This is a genomic window from Roseibium aggregatum IAM 12614 (assembly GCF_000168975.1).
Lineage (GTDB): Bacteria > Pseudomonadota > Alphaproteobacteria > Rhizobiales > Stappiaceae > Roseibium > Roseibium aggregatum.
On sequence record NZ_AAUW01000032.1, the window covers coordinates 17,656 to 41,023 of the forward strand.

Annotated in this window: 26 protein-coding genes; 15 read left to right on the forward strand and 11 right to left on the reverse strand. The window is 61.2% G+C overall.

The features are described from left to right. The first annotated feature begins 32 nt into the window (after window positions 1-32). Window positions 33-1,295, forward strand: coding sequence for a hypothetical protein (locus SIAM614_RS29010; protein WP_006940185.1), 1,263 nt, complete (start codon window positions 33-35; stop codon window positions 1,293-1,295). 93 nt (window positions 1,296-1,388) lie between these two features. Further along, window positions 1,389-1,670, forward strand: coding sequence for an endonuclease domain-containing protein (locus SIAM614_RS33630; RefSeq protein ID WP_407636317.1), 282 nt, complete (start codon window positions 1,389-1,391; stop codon window positions 1,668-1,670). Window positions 1,671-1,918: 248 nt separating this feature from the next. Here the strand turns inward: SIAM614_RS33630 and SIAM614_RS29020 are convergent, their stop codons facing one another. Beyond that, window positions 1,919-2,836 (reverse strand): methylated-DNA--[protein]-cysteine S-methyltransferase, encoded by a 918-nt coding sequence (locus SIAM614_RS29020; protein ID WP_006940189.1) that lies wholly within the window; start codon window positions 2,834-2,836, stop codon window positions 1,919-1,921. Window positions 2,837-2,999: 163 nt separating this feature from the next. Beyond that, on the reverse strand, window positions 3,000-3,461 hold the full coding sequence (locus tag SIAM614_RS29025) for an Lrp/AsnC family transcriptional regulator (protein WP_006940191.1): 462 nt from the start codon (window positions 3,459-3,461) through the stop codon (window positions 3,000-3,002). A 130-nt stretch (window positions 3,462-3,591) separates the two neighbouring features. Between SIAM614_RS29025 and rocF the strand changes: the two genes are divergently transcribed. From rocF to SIAM614_RS29040, 3 genes are all read left to right on the forward strand, one after another. After that, a complete protein-coding gene (gene rocF, locus SIAM614_RS29030; RefSeq protein ID WP_006940193.1) occupies window positions 3,592-4,533 on the forward strand; it encodes an arginase in 942 nt (313 codons plus the stop codon). An 11-nt stretch (window positions 4,534-4,544) separates the two neighbouring features. Further along, on the forward strand, window positions 4,545-5,630 hold the full coding sequence (locus SIAM614_RS29035) for an ornithine cyclodeaminase (RefSeq protein WP_006940194.1): 1,086 nt from the start codon (window positions 4,545-4,547) through the stop codon (window positions 5,628-5,630). A gap of 409 nt (window positions 5,631-6,039) precedes the next feature. Then, complete coding sequence (locus SIAM614_RS29040) at window positions 6,040-6,591, forward strand: hypothetical protein (protein ID WP_006940195.1); 552 nt, start codon at window positions 6,040-6,042, stop codon at window positions 6,589-6,591. Here SIAM614_RS29040 and pyrF read toward each other — a convergent pair. Both pyrF and SIAM614_RS29050 read right to left on the reverse strand, forming a co-directional pair. Beyond that, window positions 6,535-7,326: an orotidine-5'-phosphate decarboxylase gene (gene pyrF, locus SIAM614_RS29045; protein ID WP_006940197.1), complete on the reverse strand. Its 792-nt coding sequence runs from the start codon at window positions 7,324-7,326 to the stop codon at window positions 6,535-6,537. The genes SIAM614_RS29040 and pyrF overlap by 57 nt on opposite strands. A gap of 74 nt (window positions 7,327-7,400) precedes the next feature. Then, complete coding sequence (locus tag SIAM614_RS29050; protein ID WP_006940199.1) at window positions 7,401-8,249, reverse strand: SDR family NAD(P)-dependent oxidoreductase; 849 nt, start codon at window positions 8,247-8,249, stop codon at window positions 7,401-7,403. A gap of 176 nt (window positions 8,250-8,425) precedes the next feature. Here SIAM614_RS29050 and hisB point away from each other — a divergent pair, with 176 nt between their 5' ends. The 8 genes from hisB (at window position 8,426) to coaA (ending at window position 13,405) form a co-directional block, all read left to right on the forward strand. Then, window positions 8,426-9,019, forward strand: a complete 594-nt coding sequence (gene hisB / locus SIAM614_RS29055; RefSeq protein WP_006940202.1) for an imidazoleglycerol-phosphate dehydratase HisB — start codon at window positions 8,426-8,428, stop codon at window positions 9,017-9,019. A gap of 15 nt (window positions 9,020-9,034) precedes the next feature. Further along, on the forward strand, window positions 9,035-9,538 hold the full coding sequence (locus SIAM614_RS29060; RefSeq protein ID WP_006940203.1) for a DUF2628 domain-containing protein: 504 nt from the start codon (window positions 9,035-9,037) through the stop codon (window positions 9,536-9,538). Further along, a complete protein-coding gene (hisH, locus tag SIAM614_RS29065; RefSeq protein ID WP_006940204.1) occupies window positions 9,535-10,188 on the forward strand; it encodes an imidazole glycerol phosphate synthase subunit HisH in 654 nt (217 codons plus the stop codon). The genes SIAM614_RS29060 and hisH overlap by 4 nt, the downstream gene beginning before the upstream one ends. A gap of 24 nt (window positions 10,189-10,212) precedes the next feature. After that, window positions 10,213-10,500 carry a DUF1330 domain-containing protein gene (locus tag SIAM614_RS29070; protein WP_006940206.1) on the forward strand — a complete coding sequence of 96 codons (288 nt, stop codon included), beginning with the start codon at window positions 10,213-10,215 and terminating at the stop codon, window positions 10,498-10,500. Between the two features lie 6 nt (window positions 10,501-10,506). After that, the gene (hisA, locus tag SIAM614_RS29075; RefSeq protein ID WP_006940207.1) at window positions 10,507-11,250 is read left to right on the forward strand and encodes a 1-(5-phosphoribosyl)-5-[(5-phosphoribosylamino)methylideneamino]imidazole-4-carboxamide isomerase; all 744 of its coding nucleotides are present in this window, start codon (window positions 10,507-10,509) and stop codon (window positions 11,248-11,250) included. After that, window positions 11,247-12,026, forward strand: coding sequence for an imidazole glycerol phosphate synthase subunit HisF (gene hisF, locus SIAM614_RS29080; protein WP_006940208.1), 780 nt, complete (start codon window positions 11,247-11,249; stop codon window positions 12,024-12,026). The genes hisA and hisF overlap by 4 nt, the downstream gene beginning before the upstream one ends. Before the next feature lie 24 nt (window positions 12,027-12,050). Then, window positions 12,051-12,374 (forward strand): phosphoribosyl-ATP diphosphatase, encoded by a 324-nt coding sequence (locus SIAM614_RS29085; RefSeq protein ID WP_006940209.1) that lies wholly within the window; start codon window positions 12,051-12,053, stop codon window positions 12,372-12,374. Window positions 12,375-12,439: 65 nt separating this feature from the next. Beyond that, on the forward strand, window positions 12,440-13,405 hold the full coding sequence (gene coaA / locus SIAM614_RS29090) for a type I pantothenate kinase (protein WP_006940210.1): 966 nt from the start codon (window positions 12,440-12,442) through the stop codon (window positions 13,403-13,405). A gap of 21 nt (window positions 13,406-13,426) precedes the next feature. Here coaA and SIAM614_RS29095 read toward each other — a convergent pair whose 3' ends face one another. Together SIAM614_RS29095 and SIAM614_RS29100 are read right to left on the reverse strand one after the other, a co-directional pair. Further along, a complete protein-coding gene (locus tag SIAM614_RS29095) occupies window positions 13,427-14,251 on the reverse strand; it encodes an alpha/beta fold hydrolase (RefSeq protein WP_006940211.1) in 825 nt (274 codons plus the stop codon). Window positions 14,252-14,431: 180 nt separating this feature from the next. Continuing rightward, window positions 14,432-14,830: a RidA family protein gene (locus SIAM614_RS29100; RefSeq protein WP_006940212.1), complete on the reverse strand. Its 399-nt coding sequence runs from the start codon at window positions 14,828-14,830 to the stop codon at window positions 14,432-14,434. Between the two features lie 168 nt (window positions 14,831-14,998). Between SIAM614_RS29100 and SIAM614_RS29105 the strand changes: the two genes are divergently transcribed. Then, a complete protein-coding gene (locus SIAM614_RS29105; RefSeq protein WP_006940213.1) occupies window positions 14,999-15,577 on the forward strand; it encodes a TetR/AcrR family transcriptional regulator in 579 nt (192 codons plus the stop codon). A gap of 78 nt (window positions 15,578-15,655) precedes the next feature. Here SIAM614_RS29105 and SIAM614_RS29110 read toward each other — a convergent pair whose 3' ends face one another. From SIAM614_RS29110 to SIAM614_RS29125, 4 genes are all read right to left on the reverse strand, one after another. Beyond that, window positions 15,656-17,344 carry a methyl-accepting chemotaxis protein gene (locus tag SIAM614_RS29110; protein ID WP_006940214.1) on the reverse strand — a complete coding sequence of 563 codons (1,689 nt, stop codon included), beginning with the start codon at window positions 17,342-17,344 and terminating at the stop codon, window positions 15,656-15,658. Between the two features lie 176 nt (window positions 17,345-17,520). Continuing rightward, window positions 17,521-19,386, reverse strand: coding sequence for a VHL beta domain-containing protein (locus SIAM614_RS29115; protein WP_006940215.1), 1,866 nt, complete (start codon window positions 19,384-19,386; stop codon window positions 17,521-17,523). Between the two features lie 100 nt (window positions 19,387-19,486). After that, a complete protein-coding gene (locus SIAM614_RS29120) occupies window positions 19,487-20,044 on the reverse strand; it encodes an ActR/PrrA/RegA family redox response regulator transcription factor (RefSeq protein ID WP_006940216.1) in 558 nt (185 codons plus the stop codon). 14 nt (window positions 20,045-20,058) lie between these two features. After that, window positions 20,059-21,465 (reverse strand): ActS/PrrB/RegB family redox-sensitive histidine kinase, encoded by a 1,407-nt coding sequence (locus tag SIAM614_RS29125; protein WP_006940217.1) that lies wholly within the window; start codon window positions 21,463-21,465, stop codon window positions 20,059-20,061. Between the two features lie 198 nt (window positions 21,466-21,663). Here SIAM614_RS29125 and secB point away from each other — a divergent pair, with 198 nt between their 5' ends. Beyond that, window positions 21,664-22,164 (forward strand): protein-export chaperone SecB, encoded by a 501-nt coding sequence (gene secB / locus SIAM614_RS29130; RefSeq protein ID WP_040441463.1) that lies wholly within the window; start codon window positions 21,664-21,666, stop codon window positions 22,162-22,164. Between the two features lie 396 nt (window positions 22,165-22,560). Here secB and SIAM614_RS29135 read toward each other — a convergent pair whose 3' ends face one another. Beyond that, a complete protein-coding gene (locus SIAM614_RS29135; RefSeq protein WP_006940221.1) occupies window positions 22,561-23,364 on the reverse strand; it encodes a HesA/MoeB/ThiF family protein in 804 nt (267 codons plus the stop codon). Between the last annotated feature and the right edge of the window lie 4 nt (window positions 23,365-23,368).

Here is a 23,368-nt window from a genome sequence, read left to right on the forward strand (position 1 = left end):
GCGTCACCGGCCTCTGCCCGAGGAGGCCATGAATGTTCGGTTTTATCACCCGTCGTCCGCAGCTTGCAGGCGCTTTTCTGGGCGCCCTGTTGCTCAGCGTGCCCGCAAGCGCGCTCACCGAACAATATGAAACGCCACCGGAACAGGATCCCGCCACCATATTGAAGGGCAAGGAACTTGGCCCCGGTTACGCGGTGCTCGCGCCGGTGCGCAGCGATGGTTTCCTGCGGATCTATCAGGTTCAGACCGATCTTGGCGTTGAGCAGATCGAAGGCGACGGCATGCTCAAGTTGCGTCTTCATGAAATTCAGGTGCTCATCGCCCTCGACAGCCTGAAAAACGACGCCAGCTTCGTCGACGGTCTCAAGCAGGCGGCCATGAAGCCGGTCGAATTTGTTGAAAGCACGGTGACCGATCCGGTGGGAACCGCAAAGAACACCGTTACCGGTGTCGGCCGCATGTTCGGCCGCCTCACCAAGGGCGTCGAGGCCGCCGTCAGCGGCAAGGGCGGCTCCCCGGCGGAGCTGGCCAAGTCGATCACCGGCCAGGCCAGGGCCCGCAGGGAACTTGCAGTCAGCGTGGGCGTCGATCCCTATACCTTCTACCGGCCGCTGTCGGAAAAGCTCGATGAAACCGCCAGCGTGACAACGGCGGGCAACTGGACGGTGAGCGCGATCACCAGTCTTTTGCCCGGCGGCATCATCGTCAACGCCGCGCGTCAGGCGGATAATTTCCGCAATCTCATCGTCGACAGCACCCCGACAGAGCTGGAGGAACGCACCTCCACCGTCCTGCGCGCGGTAGGTGTGCCCGAAGCCACCAACGCCAAGCTCATGGGCAATCCCTTCTATACGGCATCCGAGAAGGCCGCGATCGCCTATCAGCTTCAGGCAATGCCCGGCGTGAAGGACAGTTACCTGATCGCGGAAAAGGCCGCCGATGCCGATAGCCGCGATCTGGCCTACTTCCAGGTTCGCCGCGTCGTCCTGATGGAAACCTACAACAGAACGGTTTCGCCTCTTGGCGACATCAAGCTGGTTTCCGGCATTCCGGTCGCCCTGCGCCGCGACGGTGTCGCCGCCATCGTCATGCCGTTTGATCAGGTCGCCTGGACCCAGACAGTGGCGCAGACCTTTTCGGCCATGCACGAAGGCCTCGGCACCTTGCCCTTCCCGCCAACAGGCGTCGATTTCCTGATCACCGGCGACGTCACCCCCATGGCCGCCGAACGCATCGCCGCCTTCGGCTGGGAAATCACCGGCAATTATCCGATGCCGAAAGGCCCGGTGTTTTAGGACGGGGTATTCTTGTCACCGACACACATCGACGCGAGCACGAGAGAGCTTGCAAGGAAGCTTCGTCGCGACCAAACCAAAGGCGAAAAGGCCTTGTGGCGTGCGCTACGAGAGCTGAAGGCCGACGGTATCCACATTCGGCGCCAGGCACCAATCGGGCCATATGTGGCCGACTTTGTCGTTTTCTCCCGCAACCTCGTCATTGAGATTGATGGCGATATTCACGCCTTGCCAGACCAGGAGCAGCATGATGAACGGCGCACCGCGTGGTTGAGTGCAGAAGGATTTCAAATCCTTCGGTATTCGTCTTTGCAGGTTCATGAGAACCTGGAGGGTGTGGTTCTCGATATCCGGAGACGGCTGGATCTGGACTGATTGAGTGCGTTTTACGGCTACGCCGTTTACCCCCATCCCTAACCCTTCCCCACAAGGGGGAAGGGAATCAGGCATTCATTTGTGCAACTTCCGAATATTCCCGGCTGGGTCTGTTCGATGCTCGCAGCAAGTCCGGTGGTATTCCCCTCCCCCTTGTGGGGAGGGGTTAGGGGTGGGGGTCTTGCCCGGTATAAACCGGGTAAGGATCTGACCGTTGGTTTTCCAAAAGCACGATTACTCTAGCCCCCTCAAACACACTCCAGCACCGGCCCGGACAAGCCGCTTTCCCAGCCGAGGATCGCGCGTTTGCGGGTGAGGCCCCAGTGGTAGCCGCCCAGTTTGCCGCCCTTGGCAAGCACCCTGTGGCAGGGCACCACGAAGGAGAGCGGGTTGCGGCCGACGGCGGTGCCGACGGCGCGGGAGGCTTTCGGATTGCCGAGGCAGGCGGCGATATCGGAGTAGGTGGTGGCTCTGCCCATCGGGATCTTCAGAAGGGTTTGCCAGACCCTTATTTCAAAATCGGTACCAATCATAACGATGTTGAGCGGCTGGTCCTCTTGCCACTTTTTCGGATCGAAGACACGCCTTGCATAATTGGCCGTTGCCTCCTGATCCCGAACGAACGTGGCTGCAGGCCAGCGCTTGCACATGTCTTCCAGGGCAGAAGTTTCTTCACCCGGGTCAGCAAAGCCGAGACCGGCCAGGCCTTTGCCGGTGGCCATCACCAGAACCTGGCCGAAGGGCGAGGGGTGGAAGCCGTAGGCGATCGAAAGCCCCGCTCCGCGGTTTCGATAGTCGCCCGGTGTCATGGCTTCATGGGTGACGAACAGATCATGCAGGCGGCCGGATCCTGACAGGCCGACCTCGTAGGTGGCGTCCAGAACGCTGGCAGAATCGCGCAAAAGGGCCTTGGCATGGTCCAGTGTGATGGCCTGCAGGAACTGCTTCGGGGTGAGCCCGGCCCAGCGCGAAAACACCCGTTGAAGCTGGATCGGCTGAAGGCCGGCCTCTTTGGCCAGTTGCTCCAGCGTTGGCTGCTCACGCCAGTCTTCGGTGATCCGCTTCAAGGTGCGGCGAACGACGTCATAATTCCGGGCCGCTTCCTCGCCGATGGAGATCGGCGTCGGTTCGGACGTCAGGCTGGTCAGGTCGAGCGCTTTGGTCATGGCCGTTTCTTCGTTCTGATCTTGAAGTCTGATCCGATTTTAGTCGGCGAACAACAGGGGATCGACCCGATTTGCGATCCGCAGCAAGATCTCTGACCACACGGAGGGAGCGCAGACCAAACCGGCGCGACTTAAGAAACGCTGGGGCGCCCGAGCCTGCCTTCTAACCGAGAACATCCTTGAACTCGCTGGCGGAAACCGCCGGCCCCTTGCGGGTCGTCAGAAGCAGGCTCGTCTCGGTGCCGGTAATGCCCTCGATCAGGCGGATGCGGTTGAGCGCATCGTCAAAGGCAGCGAGGTCACGCGTCGCGACCTCCAGCACCAGGTCCCACTTGCCGTTTGTCGAATGGATCGCACGAACCTCGGTCATTGCACCAAGCGAGCGGATCACCGGTTCGGTGTTGTGGCCGTCGACCACCACAAGCGTTACCGCGCGAATGGGCAGGTCGCGCCAGTCATCCCGCAGGACCGCGGTAAACCCGAGGATTTCTCCCGTGTCGACCAGCTTTTCCATACGTGAGCGCACGGTGGCACGCGAGACCTTCAAATCACCTGCCAATTCGGACACTGATCTTCGCCCATCGTGGCGCAGAAGCGAGATCAACCGAAGATCCAGATCGTCCATCAATCCATTCCGATAAATTGAGCTTTCCAAAATGATAAATTTGACTGCTCTTTTGATCAAGTGTCCGGATTTACTCCGCCGCGGCGTTTCAGCACACTTTTGATAGTCGGATCTTGAGGCGGAGCTGGGTGTGAACGTCGTTGAAAAACAGATTGTGCTGGTGGGCGCACCGGTGGACGAAGGTGCTGGCCAGCGCGGCTGCCTCATGGGGCCGGACGCCTACCGGACAGCAGGCCTGCAGGACACGCTGCGGGCGCTCGGCCATTCCGTCTCGGACCATGGCAATCTGAGCCCGGCGGATGTCGGCAGCCTCACACCTCCCAACCCGGTCTTGCGCAATTACGGGGCCTATGTCGCCTGGACCCGCGCCCTTCACCAGAAAGCGGCGGATCTTGGCGAAGGTCCGGTTGTTCCGATTTATCTCGGCGGCGACCATGCCATGGCGGCCGGCACCGTGTCCGGCCAGGCAAAGGCGGCCGCCGCGCTCGGTCGTCCGCTTTTTGTGCTCTGGCTCGATGCACACTCCGACTTCCACACGTTCGACAGCACCGCCAGCGGCAATCTGCACGGCACGCCGCTTGCGTTTCTGTGCGGCCTTCCCGGCTTTGACGATCTGCTCGGCGCGCCGCTGGAGCACACGGTTAACCCCCGGAATGTCGAAATTCTGGGCGTCCGCTCCATCGATGATGCGGAGCGCAGCCTGCTCGTCAGCCACGGTGTCGGCGTCAGCGACATGCGCCGGATCGACGAGGAAGGCATTGGTGCGCTTTTGACACCTTTCCTGGAGCGCGTGCGGGCGGAAAACGGCCTGCTGCACGTCAGTCTGGATGTCGATTTTCTCGATCCGTCGATTGCACCGGCCGTCGGTACCACGGTGCCGGGCGGCGCGACCTTCCGCGAGGCCCATCTGGTGATGGAGATGCTCCATGACAGCGGCCTCGTCACCTCGCTCGACCTGGTCGAGCTCAACCCCTTCCTGGACGAACGCGGAAAAACCGTGCGTCTGATGGTCGAACTGACCGGCAGCCTGTTTGGCCGCCGGGTCTTCGACCGGCCGACAAGAAGCTTCTAGAGGACCAGAACATGTCAGTGAAACCCATCAATCTTCTGCCGTCGGACTTGGCCTATGTGCCGTTCGTCAGTGTCGACAACATGATGCGCAATGTCCGCGCCGTTGGCGTCGAAACCTTCATGCGCGGCATTGCCGACTACATCGAACAGGATTTCCTGCGCTGGGAAAGCTTCGACAAGAAGCCGCGCATCCCCGCACATGCGCCCCAGGGGGTGATCGAGCTGATGCCGACCAGCGACGGCAAGACCTTCGGCTTCAAATATGTCAACGGTCACCCGGGCAACACCCGCGATGGTCTGCAGACCGTCACCGGTTTCGGTGTTCTGTCGAACCTGATGACCGGCTATCCGGTGCTGTTCACCGAGATGACCATCCTGACAGCCCTGCGCACGGCGGCCAATTCGGCGCTTGCAGCCAAATACCTGGCGCCCAAGGGCTCCACCACGATGGCGATCATCGGCAACGGTGCGCAGTCCGACTTCCAGTGCCTTGCCTTCAAGGACATGCTCGGCATCACCGAAATCCGTGCCTACGACATCGACTGCGGCGCCAGTTTGCGCCTTGCCCGCAATCTTGCCAATTCCGGCGTGAACGTGACCATCTGCAAGACGCCGGAAGATGCCATCGAAGGCGCGCAGATCATCACCACGGTCACCGCGGACAAGAAATCGGCGACGATCCTGACCGACAACATGGTCGGCACCGGCGTTCACATCAACGCGGTCGGCGGCGACTGCCCGGGCAAGACCGAGCTGCACCGCGACATCCTTCTGCGGTCGGATATTTTTGTCGAATTCCCGGACCAGACCCACATCGAAGGCGAATTCCAGCAGCTCGACCGCGATCATCCGGTCACCGAACTCTGGCAGGTCTATGCCGGCAAGGCGGAAGGCCGTACCTCACAGGACCAGATCACCCTGTTCGACAGTGTCGGCTTCGCCATCGAGGACTTTGCCGCCCTGCGTTACGTCCGCGATCTTCTGCCCAGAACCGGCCACTTCGAGAAGCTCGACCTGTTGGCCGATCCTGACGATCCGCGCGATCTCTACGGCATGGTTCTCCGGTCTGCGGTCAATGGAGACAACCAGGCAGCGTGAGCCGATATCACGTGATCGTAGCAAACTGGACCACCGCTTCGGCGGTGGTTTTTTGGGCCGGCAAGGCGATTGACCCCCACCCCAACCTTTTCTCACCAGGGGCAAGGCAATTGCCTACGGAAAGGACTGGCAGAAAGCACAGGTGTCGCCCCGGGCGAGCATCGCGAGACCCGGGACTCACTCGTTTCCAGAGCACTGGAGTGGATAGATCTTCTTCAAGATACCTTGCGCGCTTCGGCAAGCGGCCCTGCGAGTAGGCCCCGGATCGGCGCTTCGCTTGTCCGGAGTGACATCGGGGAGGTGATAAGGAGCGACCACGGGAATTGCTTAAAAAATCGAGACGCACCAGTGGCTTATCTTAAGGATTTCAGTATTGAGTAACCCCCTGCTACCTAACGGGGACTTCTTGATGACATTCAGAATTTTGACCGGCCTTGGCCTCGGCCTGCTTGCCGCTTCTACTGCTCAGGCCGAACAGCAATATTTTTCCTATAAAGACTGGAACGTCCAGATCGAGGCGGTCGATACCGGCGAGGATCTGCGGATCACCTGTTCCATGTGGACCGGTGGCGACGGCCTGCCCACCTTAGGCCTTTCCGTTTCCAACGGAGATGCATTGCCGCCGGACTTCTTCCCCGGTGTCCAGTTGACGGAACGCGCCGTTCGCGGCCATGCCACGGTTCTTCAGAACGACCAGAAGGTCAATTTTGTCTTTGATGACGGTGACAGCGCGCAGGCAACGGTCTACGCGGACTTCGACGAAGACGGATTCGCCTTCGCGCAGACCAATTTCCCGTTGGAGGACAATCAGCGTGTGCTTCAGGCCATGCAACGAAACGGGCAGATCGAAATCGTCGGGACGGAAGGGACGGTCTACACCGCGTCCCTGAGCGGATTTACCGCGTCATATCGAAAAGTTGCCGAAGGATGCGGTTTTCCGGTGACCGGTGTTATCGATTAGCGGCGGAACGTTCAGCGCCGCTTCTATCTCGGCCACCACGGCGTCGGCCGCCGCACCCGGGTCTTCGGCCCGGCTGATCGGGCGGCCGACTACCAGGTAGTCGCTGCCGGCCTGAATGGCATCGGCCGGGGTCATGACCCGGCGCTGGTCGCCGGCGTCACTGCCGGAAGGGCGGATGCCGGGGGTGACGATCACAAGTTCGTCGCCAAGGATCGTGCGCAACTTCAAGGCTTCCGTGGCCGCGCAGACAATGCCGCCCATGCCGGCGTCACGGGCATCTTTTGCCCGGGCTTCGACCACATCGGCAATCGGGCCGCGATACCCTGCGTCGACCAGATCCTGCTCGTCCATGGAGGTCAGCACCGTCACGCCCAGCAGGCACAGGTCGGGATTGCCCTCTTCCCGCAGGCCCTTCACGGCGGCGCGCATGGTTTTCGGGTAGCCATGCAGGGTCATGAAGGTCATGCCCATCTTGGCGACATTGCGCACGGCTTTCTCGATGGTGTTGTCGATGTCGTGCAGTTTCACGTCGAGAAAGATCTTCTTGCCGTCGCGTGCCAGATCCCGGGCAAACTCCAGCCCGCCGGCAAATTGCAGTTCCATGCCGATCTTGTAGATACCGACCTTGCCTTCGGTTTGCTTCACCAGTTTCTCGGCATCGGCAACCGTTGGCACGTCTACGGGCAGCATCAAACGGTCCAGAGCGGTTTTCGGGGCGAACGGGCTGGTCGGCATGGGCAGATCCTCGGTTTTGGGGCAGGTGCCAGTGCATAGCACCAAGGATCGCCCAGCGCCACAACTACCCGGAACTACACCTTGCCCGACCGTTCGAATTCCGCGAAGGCGTCCTTGTAGTCGTCATGCCAGCGCGACAACGCCGGCCGGTTCTCGATGATATCGCCGATGGCCCATTCTGCCCGGCGCCTGTCCCTGGTGCTGTCGACATCATTGTCCGGGCACAGAATGTAGAAATCGCCAGCCGACATCCGCTCGATGAAATAATCGACGGTCTGCTCGCTGGTCCAGGCCGCAGCCGGTTTTTCCGGAAAATGGCTCGCGGTCATGCCGGTGTAGGTAAAGCCCGGTACGAACAGATGCACGGAAATGGGCGCTCCCGCCTGGCGCAGCTCGTGGGCCAGTTGCTCGCTGAGCACCTTCACCGCCGCCTTGGTGGTGTTGTAGCCGGGGTTGCCCGGCGGTGTCGTGATGCCCTGTTTGGAGCCGGTGTTGATGATGACTGCCGGGCGGGCGGCCTCGATCAGGTGCGGCGTAAAGGCATGAACACCGCGCAGCACGCCGTAGAAATTGATGTCCATCAGCCGGACCCAGTTGTCGAAGTCTTCCCAGGCGGACGTCGGCAGGCTGATGCCGGCGTTGTTCATCAAGACCGCGACAGGCCCGGTCTGAAAGGCCTTGTCGGCAAGGGATTCCACCTGCGCCATGTCGCCGACATCGGTCGGAACCGCGAAAATATCAACGCCGACCGTACCGGCAGCGCGAACCTTTTCCGTTGCCGCGTCGAGAGCAGCACCTGGAAGATCGGCCAGGATCACGCCCAGTCCTGCCTGCGCGAAACGTATGGCGGCGGCCAGTCCGACACCGCTGGCTGCGCCGGTCACGACGGCAATTCCGCCTTCTGAAATGGCTTTTTCGTACATGATGGATCTCCCCCAAAGTGAATTTCAGGAACCTGCAGGCAGGCTGACGCCGATTTGCTTGTCCGCACGATAGACCGGCCGCAGAACCCTTTCACTATGAAACCGCTATTTTCTTAGGCGGTTCAGGCTGCTACAACACCGCGGTTCTTCTCTCCCACTGCACGGGGCATCAGCACATGCGCACAGCGAGTGTATCGCGCGACACCAAGGAAACCCGCATCTCGGTCGAGATCAACCTGGACGGCACAGGCGCTTACGACGTCAAGACCGGTGTCGGGTTCTTCGACCATATGCTGGAGCAACTGTCGCGACATTCGCTGATCGATATCAAGGCGCGTGCCGATGGCGACACCCATATCGACTTTCACCATACGGTCGAGGACACCGGCATCGCGCTGGGCCAGACGATTTCCAAGGCCCTGGGCGACATGGCGGGCATCACCCGCTATGCCGACACCCATCTTGCCATGGACGAAGCGCTGACCCGCTGCGCGCTGGATGTGTCCGGCCGTCCGTTTCTGGTCTGGGATGTCACCTTCGATAGGGACAAGATCGGTGAATTCGACACGGAGCTGTTCGAGGAGTTCTTCCGGGCCTTCGCGATGAATGCCGGGATCACGCTTCATATCGCCAATCTTTACGGCTCCAATTGCCATCACATCGCCGAAACCTGCTTCAAGGCGGTTGCGCGCTCGTTGCGCAAGGCGGTGGAGATCGACCCGCGGCAGGCAGACCGCATTCCCACCACCAAGGGCCAGCTCGGCGGCTAGGGCAGGATTCGGCGCATGAGCACATATGTTGTGATGGCTCCGCCAGAATTTGACGATGTGGCTGGTGATCCCCGCCAGACCGACCGGCTTGCCTTCATTCCGGATGGCTTTTCGGTGCTTGCGTTCCTGTTTGCCGTCATCTGGCTGCTGGTCAACCGCATGTGGCTGGTGTTGCTCGGCTATCTCGCCGCAACGCTGGTGATCGAAGTCTTGGCGCTGTCCGTCAGCCAGGAAGCCATGGCGGTGGTCGCTCTTTTCACCTCTATCCTGTTCGGCCTGGAAGCCCAGGCTCTGCGCCGTTGGTCGCTGGAGCGCAAGGGCTGGCGCGTTGTCGGCATCGTCGATGCGCTCAACAAGTCCGAAGCCGAACTTCGTTTTCTCCATAAGGCGGCAGGCCAAGTGTCGCCGCCCAGACCTCAAATCGACCGGCAACAGCGCCCCGCCTCCCAACCGATCATCCCGAGGATCGGCAGTGAGCAGGTGGTGGGCCTGACCCTCGGTCCGGAGACCCGTCAATGACCATTGCGATTATCGATTATGGCTCGGGCAATTTGCGCTCGGCCGAAAAGGCGTTCGAGCGCGCGGCCCGCGCCCACGCCCACATGCCGGATGTCATCGTCACGTCCGACCCGGAAAGGGTTCTGAAGGCCGACCGTGTCGTGCTGCCGGGTGTCGGCGCCTTTGCCGACTGCAAGCGCGGCCTGTGGGCCGTTGAAGGCATGCCCGAAGCACTCGAGCAGGCCGTGCGCAAGGACGGCAAACCGTTCTTCGGCATCTGCGTCGGCATGCAGCTTATGGCGAGCCGGGGGCTGGAATTCGAAACAGTTGAAGGTCTTGGCTGGGTCGACGGCGACGTCACCGCCATGGAACCGGCCGACAAGACGTTGAAGATCCCGCACATGGGCTGGAACACCATCAATGTCCGCGCGGAAGGCCACCCGGTGTTCAAGGGCATCGAATCGGGGCCGGATGGCTTGCACGCCTATTTCGTGCACTCGTTCCACTTTGCCTGCGCCAGGGCCGAGGATCGTCTGGCGACATTCGACTACGCCGGTACCTTCACTGCCGTGGTGGCGAAGGACAACATGATCGGCACCCAGTTCCACCCGGAAAAGAGCCAGCGGCTTGGTCTTGAACTGATTGCCAATTTCCTGGACTGGACCCCTTAATCTAAAAGCGCCTGGGAGGCCAATATGAGCAAAGGTTACTGGATCGCCCGTGTCGACGTGCGCGACGCTGACGGATATCCGGCATATGTGGAAACGGCAAAACCCGCTTTTGAGCGGTTCGGCGCCAACTTTCTGGCCCGTGGCGGCAAGACCAACGCCATCGAGGGAACCGGCCGGGCCCGCAATGTCATCATCGAATTTCCGAGCTTCCAGCACGCGGTGGATTGCTATAATTCGCCGGAATATCAGGAAGCGGTGAAAATCCGCCAGAAAGTAGCCGATGGCGAAATCGTCATCGTTGAAGGAATTTAAAACGACATGATCCTCTTTCCCGCCATCGATCTGAAGGATGGCCAGTGCGTTCGCCTGAAACTGGGCGACATGGACCAGGCAACCGTGTTCAACGATAACCCGGGTGCGCAAGCCCGGGCTTTCGAGGATCAGGGCTTCGAATGGCTCCATGTGGTCGATCTCAACGGCGCCTTTGCCGGAGAGAGCGTCAACGGTGCGGCTGTCGATGCCATTCTGGGGGCAACGAAGAACCCGGTGCAGCTGGGTGGCGGGATCAGGACGCTGGACCATATCGAGACCTGGCTGGACAAGGGCATCAGCCGCGTCATTCTGGGCACGGTGGCCGTGCGCGATCCCGATCTGGTGAAGGAAGCCTGCCGCAAGTTTCCGGGCAAGGTTGCCGTCGGCATCGACGCCAAGGGCGGTTATGTCGCCGTCGAGGGCTGGGCGGAAACGTCCGAACTGACCGCCGTCGATCTCGCCAGGCAGTTCGAGGACGCAGGCGTCGCGGCAATCATCTACACCGATATCGACCGGGATGGCGTCCTGAAGGGTCTCAACATTCCCTCGACGCTGGAACTTGCCCGCGCCGTCTCCATTCCGGTCATCGCCTCGGGTGGCCTTGCATCAATTGACGACATCCACCGCCTTCTGGAGCCGGACTGCGCCATCCTGGAAGGCGCGATCTCGGGCCGGGCGCTTTACGATGGCCGTCTCGATCCGAAAGAAGCCATGGAGCTGATCCAGGCCGCGCGGAGCAAAGCATCATGACCTTGAAAGCCCGTGTCATTCCCTGTCTCGACGTCAAGGACGGCCGTGTCGTCAAGGGCGTCAACTTCGTCGATCTGGTCGATGCCGGTGACCCGGTGGAAGCCGCCAAGGCCTATGACGCGGCCGGGGCGGACGAACTCTGCTTTCTGGACATCACCGCCAGCCACGAGGGCCGGGACACGATCTACGATGTGGTCCGGCGTACGGCCGAGGCCTGTTTCATGCCGGTGACCGTCGGTGGCGGCGTGCGCACGGTGGAAGACATCCGCAAGCTGCTGATCGCCGGGGCCGACAAGGTGTCGATCAACACAGCGGCCGTCACCAATCCGGATTTCGTGCGCGAAGCGGCGGAAAAATTCGGCGCGCAGTGCATTGTCGTTTCCATCGACGCCAAGCAGGTCAACGCTCCGGGTGAACCGGACCGGTTCGAGATCTTCACCCACGGCGGCCGCAATGCCACCGGCATCGACGCGGTCGAATTTGCCAGAAAGGTGGTCGATCTCGGCGCTGGTGAGCTGCTGGTCACTTCCATGGACAGGGACGGCACCAAGTCCGGATACAACATTGCCCTCACCCGGGCGATTGCCGATGCGGTGCCGGTGCCCGTGATCGCCTCGGGCGGTGTCGGCAACCTGGACCACATGGTGGAAGGCATCCGTGATGGCCACGCAACCGCCGTCCTGGCCGCTTCCATCTTCCACTTTGGCGAACACACCATTCAGGAAGCCAAACATTACATGAACGACGCCGGCGTACCGATGCGCCTCGACGCCTGAAACGGGCTCAAGGGAAATAGCCGAATGACCGACTTCACTTTGGAAGATCTGAACGCCATTATTGCTGCACGTGCGAATAGCGCGGACGAAAAGTCCTACACGCGCAAGCTCGTCAACAAGGGCGTTGCCAAATGCGCCCAGAAGCTGGGAGAGGAAGCGGTTGAGGCGGCGATAGCCGCCGTTCAGAAGGACCGGCAGGAATTGACGGCCGAGGCCGCCGATGTGCTTTATCACTTGTTGGTGGTTCTCAATGTCTCCAATGTCCCCCTCGGGGATGTTATGAAGGAGCTTGCGAGCCGTACGGGACAAACCGGACTGGAAGAAAAGGCGTCCCGGCCTCAGGAATGACCAGGGTCTTCTTTTAGCCCTGTCCCGGATCCGGTGTTCAGCCGCGCAGCAGGAACTGCGAAGTTATGGATCAGAAAGTCGCCACGGCCCTGGACATGGATCTGTCCCCTTACCAGGTGTTCACCGAGCGCGAGTGGGCAAGACTGCGTGCGGACACGCCCATGACGCTCGATGCGCATGAAGTGGCACAGTTGCAGGGCCTCAACGCGCCGGTGTCGATCGAACAGGTCGAGACAATCTATCTGCCGCTCTCCCGCCTGCTCGCGTTTTACGCCGAGGCGACGATCAGCATCTTTCAGGCAACGCAGAACTTCCTCGGCACCCGCGACGGCAAGACGCCCTTCATCATCGGCGTGGCCGGGTCTGTGTCCGTCGGCAAGTCGACCACTTCGCGCGTGCTGCGTGAGCTTCTGGCGCGCTGGCCGGCCAGCCCGAAGGTCGATCTCATCACCACCGATGGCTTCCTGTATCCCAATGCGGTGCTGGAAGCCGAAGGGCTGATGTCCAAGAAGGGCTTTCCGGAAAGCTTCGACAGGCCGCGGCTGCTGAAATTCCTGTCCGATATCAAGGCAGGCAAGCGTTTCGTACGCGCGCCGGTCTATTCGCATTTCTATTACGACGTCATGCCCGGGCACACGGTAACGGTCGACCGGCCCGATATTCTGATTGTCGAGGGCCTCAACGTGCTTCAGACGCGCGAACTGCCTAAGGACGGGCGCGCGGTGCCGTTCGTGTCGGATTTCTTCGATTTCTCGGTCTATATCGACGCCGACGAGACCCTGCTGCTGAACTGGTATGTCGACCGTTTCATGCGCCTTCGCGAGACGGCCTTCCGAGATCCGGGATCCTATTTCCATAAGTACTCGCGGATTACGGATCAGGAAGCGATCACCACCGCCAACCGGATCTGGAACGACATCAACCTGGTCAACCTGCGCGAAAACATCCTGCCCACTCGGCCGCGCGCCGACCTGATCCTGACCAAGGATTCCAGCCACAAGATTGCCAAGGTCGCCCTGCGCAAGATCTGAGTTGCGGCTGGCAACGTCCCTTCAGAGGAAGGCAGCCAACTTCTCCAGAACCAGATCCGGCACCTCGAGTTGAGGCAGATGGCCCGCCTTCGGCAGCGTTTCGAAGGTCGACTGCGGAATGGCGGAATGCAGCGCCCGGCCCCGGTCGATGGGGATCCACGGATCGTCTTCACCCCACAGGATTTTCACCGGGCAACGGATATCACCGTATAGCGGTTCGATCTCGTCGGTATAGGCTTCGTCCGCCTGGGCGAACTGGCGGTAGAAGCTGCCATGGCCGTCTTCGCTCAGCCAGGGAGCTGCCAGTGCCTCGCGCGCCTCGGCTCCGATTTCGGTCACAAGCGCACCACCGATATAGGCTTCGACGACTGCGCGGTGAATATGCGGCGGCAGCCCGGCAAAGGCCTCCACATGGCGGCCGACATGATCGAAGAACTCCGATCCCCAGGGGCTGAGCGCAACGACGTTCATCAAGACGTATTTCTCGAAATCGCAGCCGTGCAGCAGATGCGCTCGCAACGTCGTTGCCCCACCGAAGTCATGGGCGACAACCGAGGGTCGCGCGAGCTGCCAGTGATCGAGCATCTCGGCAAAGACCTTGCCCTGAACATCGAGGGACGTCCGTTGATCAGGTGATTTCTCCGACTGGCCGTATCCCGGCATGTCGTACCAGTGAACGCGGAAATTTCTGGAGAGTTCTGGAATGAGCCGATGCCAGGACCACGACGACCACGGCCAGCCGTGGGCAAGCACCAGCACTGGCCCTTCCCCGGACCGGCCTGCCATGACGACACCGGCCGATGTGCGGACTTCTTCGGAAAGGTGCCAGTTCGAGGCGGCGCTCATGGTCTGGTCTCCATCGTTCAGGCGTTGGTGGACATGCGCGGGAAACGGCCAGTCGACTATCTCCTTGCGCTTTCCGCACGTGGTGCGCCACCTCGCAGCTTGCAACCGTTGAAGGGTTCAGTTTCGGTCCGGCCTGCCTTCAGGCTCGATGGAACCAGAAGGCACGTCTGCAGAATGGTGTCAGGCGGTGTCGGGGATACGCGCGATGACCTTGATTTCAAAATCGAAACCGGCCAGCCAGTTGACACCGACAGCCGTCCAGTTCGGATAAGGGGCTTTGTCGAAAACCTCGTCCTTCACCTTCATCAGGCTCTCGAACTGGTTTTCCGGGTCTGTGTGGAAGGTCGTGACGTCGACGATATCGTCCAGCCCGCAGCCTGCCGCTTTCAGCACGGCTTGCAGGTTTGCAAAGGCAAGGCGCACCTGATTTTCGTAGTTCGGTTCCGGCGTGCCGTCCGCACGGCTGCCGACCTGACCGGATACAAAAAGAAGGTCGCCGGAGCGAAGGGCGGCCGAGTATTTATGCGTGTCATAAAGGGCGTGACGGCCTGCCGGGAAAACGGGTTGGCTTTTGGTCATGTGCTGTCCTTTGAGGGCTTGGCTTCTCTGGGAAACCGGGCTTAACGGGGAGCGATTATTGAGATACGTTGCGTATGTGAATAGCTCACATACATGGCGTATGTCAATCGGCATACGCAGCGTATGTGAATCTGCGAGGTAAGGATGGCGCCTGGAAAACGAGCCGAAATGATGGAAGAAACGCGGGCAAAGCTGATTGCGGCAGGGCGAAAAGCCTTTGCCGAACAAGGCTATGCAGCTGCGTCCATGGATGAGCTGACCGCCTCGGTCGGCCTGACGCGCGGCGCGCTTTATCACAATTTCGGAGACAAGAAAGGCCTGCTACAGGCGGTCGTCAATCAGCTCGATGGCGAAATCGCAGCCGAGGCCAAAGAAGCCGCCAGCCGGCTTGGTGGGAGCGTATGGGAGTCGCTCATGGCCGAGGGTATCGCCTATATCGAGATGGCCCTGAAACCGGAGGTTCAGCGCATCGTGTTGCTTGACGGTCCGGCCGTGCTTGGCGATCCATCCCAGTGGCCAAGCCAGAACGTATGCCTGCAGACAACAACCGCTGCGCTTGAACGTTTGATCGCCGAAGGCCTTGTTAAACCCGTTGATGCGGTAGCTGCTGCGCGGCTTCTGAACGGCGCTGCCTTCAATGCCGCCCTCTGGATCGCGGCAAGCGATGACCCGGAAGCGGACCTGAAGAAGGCAATTGAGGCTTTCAAGGTGCTGGGGGAAGGCCTTCTGACGAGACCACCGACCTGACCGGTTCATCTGAAAACAGACACGCAAAAGCCCGCAGCCTTTGAGGGACTGCGGGCTTTTGCGTCTGATATACGGGCGTTAGGCCACGGAGCGCTTGCGCACTTCCTGAAGGAAGGTGGCAACCTGATTGCGCAGCATCGAGGCGTTTTCCTTCAGTTGCTGGGCGGAACTGTCGACCTTTTCCGCTGTATCGCGGGTGTTTTCGGCAGCCGCTGCAACGGTCTCGATGTTTGTCGTCACTTCAACCGTGCTGCGCGAGGCTTCGGTCGCGTTGCTGGCGATTTCCTGCGTCGCGACACCCTGTTCCTCCACGGAGGACGCGATGGACGACGCGATTTCGTTCATGTTGTTGATGATCTCGGTGACCGAGGAGATGGCGCTGGCCGCATGGCCGGTCTCGTCCTGGATCGCGGTGATCTGGCTGGAGATTTCTTCGGTCGCCTTGGAGGTCTGGGTGGCCAGTTCCTTCACTTCCGCCGCAACGACCGCGAAGCCTTTGCCGGCTTCGCCGGCACGTGCCGCTTCGATGGTGGCGTTCAGCGCCAGAAGGTTGGTCTGCTCGGCAATCGCCTGGATCAGGGTCACGACCTCACCAATGCGGCTGGCGCTTTCGGAAAGACCATGCATGCGCTGGTTGGTGGCCTGGGCTTCCCCTGCGGCGCGTGCCGCGATCTCGCTGGAAGACTGAACCTGACGGCGGATTTCGTTGACCGATGCCGACAGTTCTTCCGCTGCCGCGGCAACGGTTTCCACGTTGTGGGCTGCCTGGGAGGACGCGTTTGAGACGCGGCCGCTCTGTTCCGTGGTTCGCGCGGCCACGCCGGTCATGTCGGCGGAGGCAGCCTGCAGGTTCTGCACGGAACTGTCGATGATGTTGAGCATCTCCATGATCTGGCGGTCGAAATCGCCGCTGAGCTGCTGGATTTCAGCTCCCTTGCGGGCAGCATCTTCCTGGCTGGAATTCTGCTGCTCTTCAAGCTGGCGCCTTGCGGCTTCGTTCCTGACGAAAATCTCCATGGCGGTTGCCATCTGGCCGATTTCATCGCCGCGGTCGGTGCCGTCGATGGTGATGCTGGTGTTGCCGTCGGCCAGAAGGCTCATGTTGCCGGTCAGTGCGCGCAATGGGCGAACCGTATTGCGGACGGCGACAACGGCAATGCCGGTCGCAATCAGGGCACCAACAAGGGCCAGAGCGATGATCGAAGTGGCAGCGCTCCAGTAGGCAGCGGCGAGATCGTCAACGTAAACCCCGGTGCCGATCATCCAGCCCCACGGTTCGAAACCGGAACCCCAGCTATATTTTTCAATCGGTTCTTCGCCCGCCGAGCGCGGCCAGTAATAGAGCAGCGAACCGCCGCCGGCCTTGGCGTCCTTGATCAGTTCGGCAACGATCTTCACACCCGTCTTGTCGGTGAAGCCGATCATGTCGGTACCGACGAGCTTTGCATTCGGATGGACCAGGTTCGTGCCCTGGTAATCATAGGCGAAGACATAGTTGTCGCCTTCGAAGCGGATGGCGCCGATGGCTTCCCGGGCGGAGGCCTGGGCCTCTTCGCGGGTCATCTTCCCGCTTGTTTCCAGGCCATGGTAATAGGCGGCGATCGAAACCGCGCCTTCGGTGATTTCCTCAATCTTCTTGAGGCGTTCCGCGAACATCGCTGAATAAAGACTGTTCAGACTGACCACACAGATCGCGGCTGTGAACAGCAGAATGGTCGCGATCGGGAGGCTGATTTTCCAGGTGATGGGCCAACGGGCGAAGGACATGGTTAAGTGATTCCTATCGAACTCTGTTCGACAAGGTTTCCTCTTAATCATTCACCAAATGCTTAAAGTGATGAGGGTTTTCTACCGTAAAAACAAATTATTATCCTGAAACTGTCCGGCAGTCCGGATTTCTACCAAGGATATAACCTGTTATTTTTTACAGTATAGCCCGATATCTATCTGCGTGCGCAGAAGACATCCCTCAATCCGGGGCGTGACCACGTGGCGTTCTGAAGTTGCCCCTTCAGCACATGCCCCTGGGATTCGTAATAGAATGTATTGGCGCTACCCTGGCGTTGAAGAGTGACTGCGCCATACCCCATTTCGGCAACGGTTGCGGACTGCATGTCCGGCGAGAAAACGACATTCAGGTCAATGCCGGCGGTGCACAGGTAGTCGGACACGTTGGCCTGGGCCGTTTGCTGTTGCTGGAATGTCGGCTGGTTCGAGCCTTCGATGGACCCGGGTGGTACGGGACCGGCCGGGAAATCGGCACCGGGCTGACTGTCGAAGCCGCCGCTGCTGGGAGCGCCCCAGGTGCCACCGTTGCTGTCGAACCCGTTATTGCCAAAGCCATTGTTTCCGGGGGCTCCAAAATTGGCCGGACCGTTGATCACGACTTCCCGGTACGGGGTCTTTGTCACGTAAATGCCCCGGCATTCGCCGCTCGCGCCGCGCACAGTCCAGGCGTGGGACACATAAGTCTGCTGTTCCAGGATCTGTCCGGGCTCAAGCCGCGCATAAGGCCGCTCGCCGCCGCGATAATCCACCCAGTTGACCTCGATGGGCTGACGGCTGGCATTGCGGAACACGATCTGGCCGGGCCGGACAGCTTCGACGGACCGCACGCGGCCAGCCTCGGCGCAGGAAAGATCCGAGTTGGCTTCCTCGGCGCCGCTGCCGTAGGCATCGTCCGAAACGATCTGCTGGGGCTGGGAACAGGTGGCGACGAAGAGGCGCACCGGGTTGGCGCTGCCTCTCAGGGAAACGTCGTGTGCAGGCAGGCCTTCGACCGAAATCGACAGGGCGGACTCTTTGATCATAGCCTCCCACAGCGGGTCGGTCATTTCGATGTTGACTTCCGGCAGCGAAATGCCGGCTTCATTGGCGCTGGACGACCCGAAAGCATTGTAAACGCTATCGAATTCACCTGCCGTAATTCGCACGGCCTGCGGCATGCCCTCCAGAAGACCGGCCGGGGCCTGCTGGAACGTGATCTTGGCAAACCCGGACTGCGTGGTGCAATCGGCGCGGAAGTCCCGGTCGTCCGTCTGCGGAACGGTATGCTGAAGCAACGTAGGCGTTCCGGGCTGCGTGCCGGGCTCGGCCAGCCACTCGCGTGCTTCGTTCGGGCTCACCAGAACCGGTTCGGAATTCGCCGCACCGGGATAACCGTCGCCGGTACCCGCGTTGATGTCGTCGGGCAGAGAGGCGATTTCCGTGCCAGGCGCGGAAATGGGCGTATCGACCTGGTCGAGTGGAGGCAGGCCGCCCTCCTCGGCAGGCGGTTCGATGTCTTCAACGGACGGGCTTGGCGATCCGGCCGCGTTGGAGGCGGTCTGCTGTCCGGACGCAGGCCGGTCCTGCTGGGAAGATTGAGTTGCCTCCGAAGCATTGGAAACGGGGCCGGCCGCGGTGCCGGAATTCGTGCCGACGACGCGGGCCACCGCGCCCGGCTTGCCGTCGTTCGAAACGTCGACCACCAGCGTGCCGCCCGAGCAGAAGCTGGCGTCGCGATGCAGGACGCGGCTGTTTTCCAGGGTGACTTCAAGCTTGACGTCACAGGGCGGCAGCTTGTTGTCGCTGCCCATGGTGTCGATGACCACACCCTGGTCGTCACGGCTGATGATCGGCCGGTACTTCTTGTTGACGGTGATCGAGCGGATGCCGGGCTGCGGCGGTTCCACGTTGATGCGCATGGTTTCGGGAACCGATTGAGCCTGTGAAGGCAAGACGGACATCATGAAAACCACGCTGCAGGCGGCAAGAAGGCCGGATTTCAGCGCAGGGGCAACAAGGGCATTGGCAGCATCAAGCCGCATAAGCGATCTCCGTGGGAGCGCAGGTTATCACCGTTTGGGAATACTTAGGCAAAGTGGCGGTCTAAGGGCAAGCCCGCAATGGCGGAAAACCCTGCCTTTCTCAGCGTGGCGCGCGCTTTGCCAGGATCCGTTGCAGGGTGCGGCGGTGCATGTTCAGCCTGCGGGCGGTTTCCGAAACATTGCGGTCGCAAAGCTCGTAAACCCGCTGGATATGCTCCCAGCGGACCCGGTCCGCCGACATCGGATTTTCCGGTGGCTGGGCCTTGTCTTCCGGTTTGCGGGCCAGTGCAGCGACGATATCGTCCGGATCGGCGGGTTTGGCCAGATAGTCGATGGCCCCCAGTTTGACCGCCGTAACGGCGGTTGCAATGTTGCCGTATCCGGTCAGCACGATCGCGCGGGCATCCGGGCGGCGCTGGCGAAGCTGCTCGATCACGTCGAGGCCGTTGCCGTCCTCAAGCCGCATGTCGACAATGGCGAAGGCCGGTGCGTTCTGGGCGATCTTGCCCGTCGCGTCTTGAACACTGTCGGCGGTTTCCGTCGTAAATCCGCGTTTTTCCATGGCGCGCGCAAGGCGCTGCTGAAACGGCTTGTCGTCGTCAACGATCAGGAGGGTCATGTCCTCCGAAGTGTTCAAGGCAGGTGTCTGGTCCGTCATTGGCTCTACCGGTCTTATTCTTCCGTCTTCTCCTGCACCGCGGATGAAGTCACGGGCACAGCATGCATTGTTTGCGCTTTATTGCCGTTATGGGGTGTAAAAGCCGTTTCGTCCACTCTGCCGTCCTGTTCAAACACCTGGCGCGGCCAGCTCACCCGGATGTGAGCCCCTGTCTGGGGCGGGGCAGAGTTTTCAAGATGCAGCTTGGCACCCGTGCGTTCCAGCAGGGTTTTGGCGATGAAAATGCCCAGGCCAAGTCCGCCGCCCGTGCCGCGTTGCGGCGACTTTCCGCCGCGCACGGAAACGTAGGGGTCGCCGATCTTGCCCAGAATTTCGACCGAAAATCCCGGCCCGTCGTCCAGGATCGATATCGAAAGCGTCGTTTCATCCCAGGTGGCGGACACATCGACGCGGGTCTTGGCGAAGTCGACGGCATTTTCCAGAAGATTGCCCAAGCCGTAGCGGATCGCCGCGTTGCGTGTGCCCACCGGTTCGGCGCCGGTGCCGGTTCCGGTGGAGTGGATCGCAACGCCCGTGCCCCGGTGCGGATCGACCACATCTTCCAGCAATTGTGACACCGGCATGCGCTGGTAGGTCCGGTCTTCCTCGCTCGAAAGGCTGGTGAGCTGTCGCAGGATCGACCGGCAGCGCTCCGCCTGGGAGCGGATCAGGGCCACGTCTTCACCTCTGGGGTCGCCTGCCTCGAATTCGTCCGACAGTTCCTTGGCCACCAGATAAATGGTGGCAAGCGGTGTGCCGAGTTCATGCGCGGCAGCGGTCGCCAGACCGTCCAGCGCGTTGAGGTGCTGTTCGCGAGCAAGCACGAGCTCGGTTGCCGCGAGCGCGTCTGCCATCTGGCGAGCTTCTTCGGCCACGCGGAAGGCATAGATCGCCATGAAGCCGAGCGTGGAGACAAGCGCGATCCAGATGCCGACCGAATAGACGATCGGAAGCGAGAAATCGGCACCCACCGGCCAGGGCAGAGGCAGATGGAAGATCGCAACCAGGCTGGCGCAGACAGTGGCCAGAATGCCAAGCAGGATGGTGTAGCGGGCCGACAGACCCGTGGCGGACACCATGACCGGCGCCATCAGAAGAAACGCAAAGGGATTGCCGAGGCCGCCGGTCAGGAACAGAAGCCCGCTCATCTGCAGGATGTCATAGGCAAGTTGCAGGGCCGCTGCGCGTTCCGACAGGCGCATGGCCGAGGGCCAGCGGATCTTCAGGAAGATGTTGAGCCAGGCCGAAAGGGCCACCATTGCGAACGCAGGCCCGGCCGGCATGGGATAGCCGAGACCGACATGCACCACCAGAAGCGCCGCCGACTGACCGCCAACGGCCAGCCAGCGCAGGCGGACCAGCGTATCGAGTTTCAGGCGCCGGTGCGGCAGGGTGATATTGGACGTCGGTTGTTCTTGCATCTGGGCTTCTTGGAGAACGGGAACACACCCCTTTTGAAGCGGATTCCGGCGGCTGGCAAGGCCGGGGCTCTTGTGCCGACAAGGCGTAAGTGGTAGCCACCCGCTAACACGGTTGTCCGGATCACGCGGGCCGGCGGCCAGCCGGAGGGATTTAATAGCTCTTCATTTCAGATCAGCACCGCGCAACGGAATGAGATGATGACCGACACCAATGACGGCGGCGCGCAGCCGCAGGCGGAGAGCGCAGCAGCGCCGGGCATGCACATCCTTGGCCAGTACATCAAGGACCTGTCTTTTGAAAACCCGAATGCGCCGCGCGCCCTGGGGCCGGGCGATCAGCCGAAGCTCGACATCAACGTCAACGTCGGTGCCCAGCAGATCAGCGACGATCAGTTTGAAGTCGTCCTGACCCTGAACGCCAAGGCCGAGCGCCCGGACATGGTGATGTTCAACGTCGAACTGGTCTACGCAGGCCTCTTCAAGATCACCGGCGTGCCGAAAGAGCACATGCATCCGTTCGTGATGATCGAGTGCCCGCGCATGATTTTCCCGTTCGCACGCAACATCCTTTCCGAAGCGACCCGCAACGGCGGCTTCCCGCCGCTGATGCTCGACCCGATCGACTTCGCCCAGCTCTACCGCCAGAACATGGCCCAGCAGGCCGCCGCCCAGCAGGCGAGCGAGCAGAAGCCGAATTAAGGTCAGTCGATCCCAGTTTCACAGAACCCGTCCCGGGCAACCGGGTCGGGTTTTTGTTTGCCCGCAAGACTTTCCAGTCAGACTTGAGGGAAGCGGCCAAAGGCAGGATTCTTACTCCCTGCGGGAGGGCAATCTTGTGTGGCAGGAACACACTGCAGGCACAATCGTCACCCCGGGCGAGCACCGCGAGACCCGGGGCCTACTCGTTTCCAGAGAGTTGGTGTGGGCAGACAGTCGTCAAAAAGCGTCGGGGCTTAGGCGAGTAGGCCCCGGCTCCGCGCTGACGCTTGCCCGGGGCGACACCGTGGAAGGCTCGGCAAGTGCACGCATTGAGGATGTCGCTCACAAGCGCTTGCCTATACGTCAAGATGCGAACGGGTCGAGGCGGGAAACCCCTCACGCCTCCTCCAGCAGCTCCACCCAGGTTTTCGGAGTGTCGCCGTTGAGTGGGTTCTTCGCGGAACGCTTGTAGCGAATGGTTTCCAGGCGCACGGTTCTGGCGTCGAACAGGATCATCCGGCCGACCAACCCCTCGCCCGTTCCGGTCAGTTCCTTCAGCACTTCCATGGCCTGCATCGCGCCGATGATGCCCGTCAGCGCACCAAGGATGCCGGCCTGGGCGCAGGTCGGCAGCAGGCCGTCGCGCGGCTTCTGCGGGAACAGGCACCGATAGGTCGGATTGGCTGTGCCGTCCAGGCCGGTTTCATAGGGCTTCAAGGTGGTCAGCGAGCCGTCGAACTGGCCGACGGCGGCCGTTACCAGCGGCTTTTGCGCAAAGAAGCAGGCATCGGACACCAGGTAGCGGGTGTCGAAATTGTCCGATCCGTCCACCACCAGATCGTAGCGGGAAACGAGCTGCATGGCATTGTGGCCGGCAAGGCGGGTGGGGTGCGGCTCGACCTTCACATTGGGGTTCAGCCGCGCGATCGCTTCCGCCGCACTGGCGACCTTCGGCTCGCCGAGCTGCTCGGTATCGTGGATCACCTGCCGCTGCAGATTGGACAGCGAGACCGTGTCGTCGTCGGCAATGCCGAGCGTGCCGACACCGGCGGCGGCCAGATATTGCAGCACCGGCGCACCGAGGCCACCTGCACCGATCACCAGCACGCGGGCATTCTTCAGCTTCTGCTGACCGGCGCCGCCGATTTCCTGCAGCACGATGTGGCGGGCGTAGCGTTCCAGTTCGGCGGGCGAAAGCATGTCG

Coding starts and splice junctions, on each gene's coding strand:
- SIAM614_RS29010 (WP_006940185.1), top strand. CDS start 33: ATGTTCGGTTTTATCACCCGTCGTCCGCAGCTTGCAGGCGCTTTTCTG.
- SIAM614_RS29020 (WP_006940189.1), bottom strand. CDS start 2,836: ATGACCAAAGCGCTCGACCTGACCAGCCTGACGTCCGAACCGACGCCG.
- SIAM614_RS29025 (WP_006940191.1), bottom strand. CDS start 3,461: ATGGACGATCTGGATCTTCGGTTGATCTCGCTTCTGCGCCACGATGGG.
- SIAM614_RS29035 (WP_006940194.1), top strand. CDS start 4,545: ATGTCAGTGAAACCCATCAATCTTCTGCCGTCGGACTTGGCCTATGTG.
- SIAM614_RS29040 (WP_006940195.1), top strand. CDS start 6,040: ATGACATTCAGAATTTTGACCGGCCTTGGCCTCGGCCTGCTTGCCGCT.
- pyrF (WP_006940197.1), bottom strand. CDS start 7,326: ATGCCGACCAGCCCGTTCGCCCCGAAAACCGCTCTGGACCGTTTGATG.
- SIAM614_RS29050 (WP_006940199.1), bottom strand. CDS start 8,249: ATGTACGAAAAAGCCATTTCAGAAGGCGGAATTGCCGTCGTGACCGGC.
- hisB (WP_006940202.1), top strand. CDS start 8,426: ATGCGCACAGCGAGTGTATCGCGCGACACCAAGGAAACCCGCATCTCG.
- SIAM614_RS29060 (WP_006940203.1), top strand. CDS start 9,035: ATGAGCACATATGTTGTGATGGCTCCGCCAGAATTTGACGATGTGGCT.
- hisH (WP_006940204.1), top strand. CDS start 9,535: ATGACCATTGCGATTATCGATTATGGCTCGGGCAATTTGCGCTCGGCC.
- SIAM614_RS29070 (WP_006940206.1), top strand. CDS start 10,213: ATGAGCAAAGGTTACTGGATCGCCCGTGTCGACGTGCGCGACGCTGAC.
- hisA (WP_006940207.1), top strand. CDS start 10,507: ATGATCCTCTTTCCCGCCATCGATCTGAAGGATGGCCAGTGCGTTCGC.
- hisF (WP_006940208.1), top strand. CDS start 11,247: ATGACCTTGAAAGCCCGTGTCATTCCCTGTCTCGACGTCAAGGACGGC.
- SIAM614_RS29085 (WP_006940209.1), top strand. CDS start 12,051: ATGACCGACTTCACTTTGGAAGATCTGAACGCCATTATTGCTGCACGT.
- coaA (WP_006940210.1), top strand. CDS start 12,440: ATGGATCAGAAAGTCGCCACGGCCCTGGACATGGATCTGTCCCCTTAC.
- SIAM614_RS29095 (WP_006940211.1), bottom strand. CDS start 14,251: ATGAGCGCCGCCTCGAACTGGCACCTTTCCGAAGAAGTCCGCACATCG.
- SIAM614_RS29100 (WP_006940212.1), bottom strand. CDS start 14,830: ATGACCAAAAGCCAACCCGTTTTCCCGGCAGGCCGTCACGCCCTTTAT.
- SIAM614_RS29105 (WP_006940213.1), top strand. CDS start 14,999: ATGATGGAAGAAACGCGGGCAAAGCTGATTGCGGCAGGGCGAAAAGCC.
- SIAM614_RS29110 (WP_006940214.1), bottom strand. CDS start 17,344: ATGTCCTTCGCCCGTTGGCCCATCACCTGGAAAATCAGCCTCCCGATC.
- SIAM614_RS29115 (WP_006940215.1), bottom strand. CDS start 19,386: ATGCGGCTTGATGCTGCCAATGCCCTTGTTGCCCCTGCGCTGAAATCC.
- SIAM614_RS29120 (WP_006940216.1), bottom strand. CDS start 20,044: ATGACGGACCAGACACCTGCCTTGAACACTTCGGAGGACATGACCCTC.
- SIAM614_RS29125 (WP_006940217.1), bottom strand. CDS start 21,465: ATGCAAGAACAACCGACGTCCAATATCACCCTGCCGCACCGGCGCCTG.
- secB (WP_040441463.1), top strand. CDS start 21,664: ATGACCGACACCAATGACGGCGGCGCGCAGCCGCAGGCGGAGAGCGCA.
- SIAM614_RS29135 (WP_006940221.1), bottom strand. CDS start 23,364: ATGCTTTCGCCCGCCGAACTGGAACGCTACGCCCGCCACATCGTGCTG.